Consider the following 7,991-nt stretch of genomic DNA (forward strand, 5'->3'; position numbering starts at 1 on the left):
CTCAGGAGGTCGTGGGGGAACGAATGAGCGTGGGCGAACTGCAGGCGTACCAGGTTGTCCACCGCGGCCCAGTCGGCATTGGTATCCGCGTAGTACTTGTGGTAGTCCCGGGCTTCTTTCTCGCTGGGCCGGCAAACTACATAGGAAAAGGTCAGGACATCCACATCCCTGCCCGCACTGCTTGCCTGCGCCTTCAACTCGGCAAGCTCATCCCGGGAGCGCGCCAGGTCGATTGCGGGCGTGAAGAGAAAATCGGCGTTTTTCACCGCAAACTCACGCCCCTGGGGGGAGCCAGCCGCGTTGACTATCGGGGGTAAATTCGAAATCGGTTTGGGATCGGAATGTACGCCCTTCAGCTTGAAATACTCGCCATTCCAGTCGAAAGCTCCACTGTGGGTCCACAGTTTTTTGACGACATCAAACCACTCCTGGGCATATCCGTACCGGGTTTCGTGGTCATCCGCCAACTGCAGGCCCATGGCATCGTACTCGGGCTGGTTCCAGCCGGCGACGATATTCAGCCCGGCGCGACCGGCACCTATCTGGTCGATGGTGGCAATCTGTTTCGCCACCACAACCGGGTGATTGAACGCCGTGTGCATGGTTGCGATCACCGAGATGCGCTCGGTGATGGCGAGAAGCCCTGCAGCCCAGGCCATGGTCTCCAGGACGTTGTAGTGGAAGTTGGTCTCGCCACCGTAGCCGATCCAGCGAGCGATAGGCAGCATGAAATCGAGTCCAGCCTGGTCGCATTGGTGGACGAGGCGGGCGTTGTTTTCCCAGGAATTGACCCAGCGTTCCGGCACCTTGGTGACGGCCATCCCCGAGGAGCAGTTGGCGGAAAACGTGCCAAGCTTGAAGTGGTTCTTGCGAAACATCCGGTTTTCTACCTGGTTCATGGCGACCCCTCCGAGGGTTTGTCGATGTTATTATCGAAATTACGTTTTAAATTAAAGCTTATTTAACAATATAAAACTGGAATGTCAACCTGTACGCATCGATCTGTGAGAAACTCTCGGCCTGCCGCCCGCGCGGGTCTGACACTGGATTGTTGAAGGAGGGACTATATGCCAAAAAGTAAAACTCCCGGGTCCCCGGGTTTGCCGAAGCGGTCGAGGGGCCCGGAGTCTGCTGCTCCGGATCTCGCCATCGTGGGCAACGCGGAGCATGGTGGGCTGACGCTGGACCGGCGCTGGCATCTCGCCGAGACCCCGCATGAAGTCGCGGTCAGCGAGCTTGAGTACGCCATCATGCGCTGCAACGAAGCCTTCACCCGCTGGCAGGCCGAGTGCCTTGCCGCGGTCAGTGGTATCGACGTGGGCGGTGGCGACAACGCACTGCTGCACGTGATTCGCATGAAGGAGCGAGCCAAGGGGGTCAAGGAGATCGCCCGGCTGATGAATCGTGACGACATTCCCAACATCCAGTACTCGCTGCGCAAGCTCCTGAAGGCGGGCCTGATCGAGAAGAGTGCACAGAGTTCGCACCGCCAGGGTGTGACCTACCGCGTCACCGACAAGGGCTACGAGATTACCGAACGCTATGCGGGTCTTCGGCGCAGCCTGCTGCTTGATTTCACCGGCACTGTGCACGAATTCGTGCCGCAAATGACCGATGCGGCGCGCACGCTTGACCTGATGTCGGGGATCTATGAGCAGGCGGCGCGAATCGCGGCCACCCATCGTATTGACCAGCCTGACTAGACGGCGACACAGAGCGGGCAGCTGGGGTTGCGCGGCGCAATGGCCGTCAGCCCGATGCCCGCCGGGCCTATACCAGGTAAAGCGCGGTAGTGTTCATGTGCAACACGTCTACAGCGTCCTGGCGATGCAAGTGCACGTCCGCAATGACCACTCCCCGATCCGGCTTGCTGCGGCTGAGGCGGGTTTCCTGGATCCTGCACTGCCCGGTTAATACGTCCCCCGGGCGAACGGGGGCGAGCCAGCGCACATGGTCGACCCCGGGAGCCGCGACCGAGCTGGAATCGGTGATGAAGGCGTCACACATCAGGCGCATGGCGATGGCACAGGTGTGCCAGCCGCTGGCTATCAATTCACCCATTGGTGAGTCTTCCGCGGCCGCTGGACTGGTATGCATGGGTTGAGGGTCGTAGCGGGTGGCAAACCCTATTATCTCGTCTGCTGTCAGCTGATATTTGCCCAGCTGTATCAATTGTCCTGCCGCGAAACTCTTGAAGCGCCACATCTACTGTCTCCCACCGATCAGAATCCACACTGTTGAAACTTCTCCAGTCGGGGTGTTTACAATCCCGCTGACTAGTCCTACTATCAAGTTAACTTTAAGCTTAAAGTTTTATCGCGAAGAGGCAGTGTATGCGAAATGCCCCGATCTACAACAGCAATAAGTTTCTCTTCGGTGGCTGTTTCCCGAATGCCCGGGGGCGATCCCTGTGACCGGGGTCGGCCGGCACTGCAGCACGGCAGGGTTCGACGTCGTTGGATGTGACCCGCTGCCGGCGAATGCAGTGCAGGGTGCCGACGCCTCGTTATCGTTTCTTGATTGCGCACGAGAATTCCGTTTGTTTCCCGGCAAGGCCGCTCCAGGTCCTGCGGCGACGTGCCTGCCCAAGCCTGCTGGCTGCAGCATGGGCTGAGTTTTTCTGGACAAAACATGTTCATTTTTCAATTCCTGTAGGGGGATATTGTATGAAGAGGAAGATGGGGTTCAAGTTCGGGTCTTTGTGCGCCGCTTTGGCTGTTCCACTGACCGGCGTCGCGCAAAACCTGCTCGAAGAGGTCACTGTCACTGCCCAGAAGCGCGAGCAGAATCTGCAGGATGTCGGGATTGCGATCACGGTTTTCAGCGGTGACCAGGTGCGCGCACTGGGTGTCCAGCAGAGTTTTGATATCGCCGGATTTACTCCCGGGGTTCACATAAGCGGGAATATTGCCGGCCAGAATACCCAGTTCTCGATTCGCGGCGTAACCCAGAACGACTTCAACGATATCATCGAGGCGCCCAACGCAGCGTATCTTGATGAGGGGTACCTGGCAGTGGCGCAGGCCCAGACCTTCGCGGTCTACGATATCGAGCGGCTGGAGATCCTCAAGGGTCCCCAGGGTACGCTGTTTGGCCGCAACGCAACGGGCGGCCTTGTTCATTACATATCCAACAAGCCAAATTTCGATGGCACTGAAGGATACCTTGATTTTCAGGTGGGTGAGATTGATACCCCGGCCAACGCCAATCAGATGGTCATTGAGGGGGCTCTGGGTAGCGCGCTGACAGAAACCGTGGCCGGGCGGGTGGCCTTTCGCTACAAGGACCAGGACGGCTATCTGAAGAACCTGTACCCGGACGGCGCCTTCCTCGGACCCCCGGGGCCTGGTGCCGGGGCCGATTTGGGCGGTCAGGAAGACAAGTCCGCGCGCGGCACGCTGCTGTTCCAGCCGGATGACAGGACGCAGGCCATGGTTTCGCTCAATTATTCCAAATCCGAGCTGTCTTCGGGGCCCTACCAGAGCAAGCCCACTATCGGGGTACTCGATGACAACGGCGAGCTTGTCAACGTCATTGATATGCCGGCCGGAGAAACACGTTTTACCATCCAGGGTGATCAGGACGGCGGCGGCAACGCAATTGACGGCAGCAGTTTTCTCCCCGGTGCCGGCATTGGCTTGCCCAGCCGCCTGGCCCCCGGTGGTGATTTTTTCGGCTATCTTGATCCCGACGGCGAGGATTTTACCTTCTCCGGAGATTTTGCCTTCGAGGACCAGGCCTTCACCGAGACCTGGGGTATCAACGTCAACTTGCAGTATGAACTGGCAAGCGGTGTTCAGTTCACGTCAATTACGGACTTCAAGGACTACGAGAAGCTGCTTTTCATTGATGTCGACGCCGCCCCCGCGAATCAGCTGGCGAACTATGCGGGGGTCGACGCAACCAGCTTTACCCAGGAATTCAGATTCAACGGCGAAACGGAGCGCTCGCGCTGGGTTGCCGGTGCCTTTTACCTGAATATCGATACGACGTCCGACAATGGCCTGAAAGCACCGGTGAACAGTATTGCCGGCAGTCCGCCCTTCGCCCCTGTCGATATCGGTGTGGTGGCTGATCTGGAGACCAATTCCTACAGTGTTTTCGGGCAGGTCGATTATGACCTGAGCGAAACGCTCACGCTGACCGCAGGTGCTCGCTTGATCCAGGAAGAAAAGGACTTCGACCTGTTGATCGCCATCTTTCCCTCCTTTGACAGTTTCTCCGTCAATCGGGGTGAGCCGATTCCCAACGCCTTCGGGGCCGGGTCACCCTTCACCAATACGGATGACAGTTCCGACACTCTCTGGACGGGCAAGCTGCAATTGGACTGGCGTTACACCGATGACCTGTTGTTGTACGCCGGGATAAACCGCGGCGTGAAAGCGGGCAGTTTCAACGCACCGTTGCTGGGCGCGTTTCTCGGCGCAGGCGGCGACGAGAGCCTGCCCTACGATGAAGAGGTTCTGGTGTCCTACGAGGGCGGTTTTAAAAAGTCTTTCGCTGGCGGCATGACCCGTTTGAACGGTACGGCGTTTTACTATGACTACACCGATTACCAGTCTTTCCTCTTTGTAGGTGTTGGCGGGGTGGTGCAAAACAATGATGCTAGCACCTATGGTGCGGAGCTCGAGTTGCAGACATCGCCCATGGATGGACTCGATATCATGCTCAGCGGTGCCTGGTTTGATGCGACCGTGAAGGACGTTCCCCTGCGCAGGGGGTCGCCGCTGCCGCCACGTGACGTCAAGCCAACCTATGCGCCCGAGCTGCAGGCCGCAGGCCTGATTCGCTACCAGTGGCCCGCGCTCGGCGGCAACCTTGCAGTACAGGCGGACTTCTCTTACTCGGACGAGTTTTTCTACAACCTTCGCAACTTTGATGCCGACAAGTTCGACAGCTACACGATTTACAACTCGTCGATAAGCTGGAGCAGCACCGACAGTCAGTGGCAGGCAACACTGGCGGTGCGCAACCTGACGGATGAGAGGGCGGGGACCCAGGGTTTTGACCTGGCTTCCCTGTGCGGCTGCAACGAGATTGCGTTCCGCGAGCCTCGCCTGTATTCCATCGCCTTGCGCTACGAGTTCTGACGCTGATGGAGGCCTTGCAGCAGCGGCGCAGCCTCCTCAAGGGGTTGTTACTGGCGTATCCGCTGATATCCGGCGCGCTGCTGTTGTCACCCGCACAGGCTCGGCTGCGCAAGCTGCCGCTCACTGTGCTGGCGGATGAAGAAGCCGGGGACCTGGAGTCGGTTATAGAGGCACTGGTGCCCGGCTCCGCCGAGGCCGGCGCAGTGCACTTCATCGATTACCAGTTGGCGAAGCCCGCCGCCGATAGCCTCCTGATGCTGAAGTACCTGGGCGTGGAGCAACCGCATCTGACTTTTTATCGGGGAGGCCTGGCGGCGCTTGCACAGCATTCCATTGCGCGTTTCGGCAAACGTCCGTCGGCGCTGCCCGCGCTCAAGCTGGACCATCTGATTGCAGATTTGATAGCGGATGAGACTCCGGGATGGTCAGGGCCGCCGGCGTCGTTTCTCTATTTTGTCTGGCGCAGCGATGGCATTGATGTGACCTATGGCAGCGAGGAGGGTATGGCAATGCTGAACACGCCCTATATGGCGCATATCAGGCCGGAGCAGCCGTGGTAAGGGCGGCCGACAAGGTTGACTTGCTGGTGGTTGGCAGTGGTGCCGCGGGGAGTGTCTTCGCTGCGGAGGCGAGCGCGGCAGGCAAGCAGGTTGTGCTGCTGGAGGCTGGCCCAGCGCGTACGCCGGATGATCTGTTCAGCTCCCAGCTCTGGGCGCGCAGGCAGAAGTGGGGCGGGGCGCATGTAGAGGAGGAAGGGAACCACCGGGTCGGACATAACTTTAATGCCGGGTGGGGAACCGGTGGCAGCACCATGCACCACTATGGTGTCTGGCCGCGGCTGCATGAGAATGATTTCCAGACATTCACCGAGTACGGTCGAGGTCTGGATTGGCCTTTCCGGTATGCTGAATTGAGACCTTACTATGACCGGATACAGGGCGCTGTAGGCCTCAGTGGGGATGCGACACAGGAGCGCTGGAGACCACCCGGCGATGCCTATCCGATGCCGCCGGTTCCTGTGTTTGGCCAGGGGCGGCTGCTTGCCGCGGGGTTTGCCCGGCTGGATATGCACACTGCACCTTTACCGCTGGCGATTAACTCGGTTCCCTACCGCGGCCGGCCGGCCTGCCTGTATGACGGCTGGTGTGATGCAGGCTGCCCTATCGGTGCTCTTGGCAATGCCCAGACTGTATTTCTTGCCAGCGCGTTGAAGTCGGGTGCGACGGTTCGAAACGATGCGACCGTAACCCGCCTCCTCACGCGCAAGGATGGCAAGCGTATCGAGGGTGTTGAATATCGCACGGCGGACGGCGCGCTGCATCGGCAGTACGCGGATGTTGTGGTGCTCGCGGCATTTACTGTCCAGAATGCCCGCCTGCTGTTGGCCTCGGCCAATAGCCATCATCCCCGTGGACTGGCGAATAGCAGCGGGCTCGTGGGTCGTTACCTGATGACTCACCCTACGGTCAGTCTGTACGGAATGTTCGATGAGGAAACCCAGCCCGGGTTTGGTCCCACCGGAGGGCAACTGATCAACCAGGATGGTTACGACAACAAGCTGGGCGTGAAGGACGCCTATGGCAGTTTTCAGTGGATCATTGCCAATGCCGTCAAGCCAAACGGCTTGCTGGGGATCGCCAACAGTCGCGCTGATATTCATGGGTCGGAGCTCAAGCCGTTCTTGCAGCGAGCAGTGAATCATCTCGGGGTAATGACTCTTGTCGCCGAGGATGTACCGCGGGCTGAAAACAGGGTGGAACTGAGTGACAAGCGCGATGCCTTCGGCGTGCCACTGGCCCGCGCGGTGCATAACCTTGACGAGCCCGGTGCCGCGCTGGTCGCTCACGCTTTGCAGCAGGGGAAGGCTGTGCTGGACGCAGCCGGCGCCCGGGAACAGTGGCGGGGACCACAAGCCGGAATGCATATTTTGGGGGGCACGGTTATGGGCGTAAACCCGGCAAAGTCTGTGACCAACAGCTATGGCCAGAGTCACGATATCGAGAATCTCTACATCGCGGGACCTGGTCTCTTTCCCGGTTCCGGTGCAGTCAACCCCACCTTCACGATACACGCCCTGGCACTGCGGGCAGTCGAGCAACTGCTCCGCAATTGGCCCTAGCAGGGCACATCGTCAAGCTGTCACTGCAGTCCGGTTAGCGACTGCGCCCCGGGAACAGGAGGTTCAGCCGGCAACCAGCCTTTTCACTCGCCCCTGTCGTGTTCGCGATCCTGTCAGGGGGTCGTAGGCGGGAGGGTGTGCCGATGTTATTCTGGGCAGCCGGCTATTTCACGATAACAAGAGGGTCGCCATGCTTCCCCGTCATCTGCCCGCCCTGGCCCTGAGTCTCGCCCTCGCAGCCTGCAGCGACTCCAGCGACCGGCCTCCGGTATCCCCGCCCGTGCCACCCGAGCCCGAGCCATCATTCACCTACTCTGCGGAGGTGCGGCGCACGGAATACGGCATCCCCCATATCAAGGCGGATGACTGGGGCAGCCTTGGCTACGGCTTCGGCTATGCCTATGCCCAGGACAATTTCTGTGTGGCGATGCGGGAGATCGTGTTTGCCACCGGTCGCTCCGCGGAGCTGATGGGCGAAGAGATGGGCAGCGTGGAGTCGGACTTCCTGTTTCGCTTCCTCAACGGCGACAAGGAAGCCTTCGCCGAGGAATTTGTTTCCGCCCTGCCGCAGTTCGCCCGCGACCTCGCTGAAGGGTATACCCGCGGCATGAACCGCTACCTTGAAGAGACCGGCAGCGACAAGCTGCCCGAGGGCGATCTCGGTTGCCGCAATGCGGAATGGGTGGCTGCGTTTGACAGCGTTGACCTGTTTCTCTTCCTGCGCCGGGAGGCCTTGCGGGGCAGCTCCGAGCAGGGCATTTTCCGCCGCGCGATTCTGGCTA

Annotated in this window: 7 protein-coding genes; 5 read left to right on the forward strand and 2 right to left on the reverse strand. The window is 59.7% G+C overall.

Annotation, left to right across the window (positions count from 1 at the left end):
- Nucleotides 1–899, reverse strand: an 899-nt coding sequence (locus RJQ10_RS09025) for an LLM class flavin-dependent oxidoreductase (protein ID WP_350145763.1), incomplete at its 3' end; no start/stop codon positions are given.
- A gap of 168 nt (nucleotides 900–1,067) precedes the next feature.
- On the opposite strand from RJQ10_RS09025, the gene RJQ10_RS09030 reads away from it, so the two are divergent.
- On the forward strand, nucleotides 1,068–1,703 hold the full coding sequence (locus tag RJQ10_RS09030; RefSeq protein ID WP_350145765.1) for a winged helix DNA-binding protein: 636 nt from the start codon (nucleotides 1,068–1,070) through the stop codon (nucleotides 1,701–1,703).
- 67 nt (nucleotides 1,704–1,770) lie between these two features.
- Here the strand turns inward: RJQ10_RS09030 and RJQ10_RS09035 are convergent, their stop codons facing one another.
- On the reverse strand, nucleotides 1,771–2,205 hold the full coding sequence (locus RJQ10_RS09035; protein ID WP_350145767.1) for a MaoC family dehydratase: 435 nt from the start codon (nucleotides 2,203–2,205) through the stop codon (nucleotides 1,771–1,773).
- 461 nt (nucleotides 2,206–2,666) lie between these two features.
- Between RJQ10_RS09035 and RJQ10_RS09040 the strand changes: the two genes are divergently transcribed.
- From RJQ10_RS09040 to RJQ10_RS09055, 4 genes are all read left to right on the forward strand, one after another.
- A complete protein-coding gene (locus RJQ10_RS09040) occupies nucleotides 2,667–5,090 on the forward strand; it encodes a TonB-dependent receptor (RefSeq protein WP_350145769.1) in 2,424 nt (807 codons plus the stop codon).
- A 5-nt stretch (nucleotides 5,091–5,095) separates the two neighbouring features.
- Nucleotides 5,096–5,650, forward strand: a complete 555-nt coding sequence (locus RJQ10_RS09045) for a gluconate 2-dehydrogenase subunit 3 family protein (protein ID WP_350145771.1) — start codon at nucleotides 5,096–5,098, stop codon at nucleotides 5,648–5,650.
- A complete protein-coding gene (locus tag RJQ10_RS09050; protein ID WP_350145773.1) occupies nucleotides 5,644–7,209 on the forward strand; it encodes a GMC family oxidoreductase in 1,566 nt (521 codons plus the stop codon). The genes RJQ10_RS09045 and RJQ10_RS09050 overlap by 7 nt, the downstream gene beginning before the upstream one ends.
- Nucleotides 7,210–7,399: 190 nt before the next feature.
- The coding region (locus RJQ10_RS09055) for a penicillin acylase family protein (protein ID WP_350145775.1) at nucleotides 7,400–7,991 on the forward strand (592 nt) is incomplete at its 3' end.

Origin of the sequence: Haliea sp., assembly GCF_040222615.1 — a bacterium.
Taxonomy (GTDB): domain Bacteria; phylum Pseudomonadota; class Gammaproteobacteria; order Pseudomonadales; family Halieaceae; genus Haliea.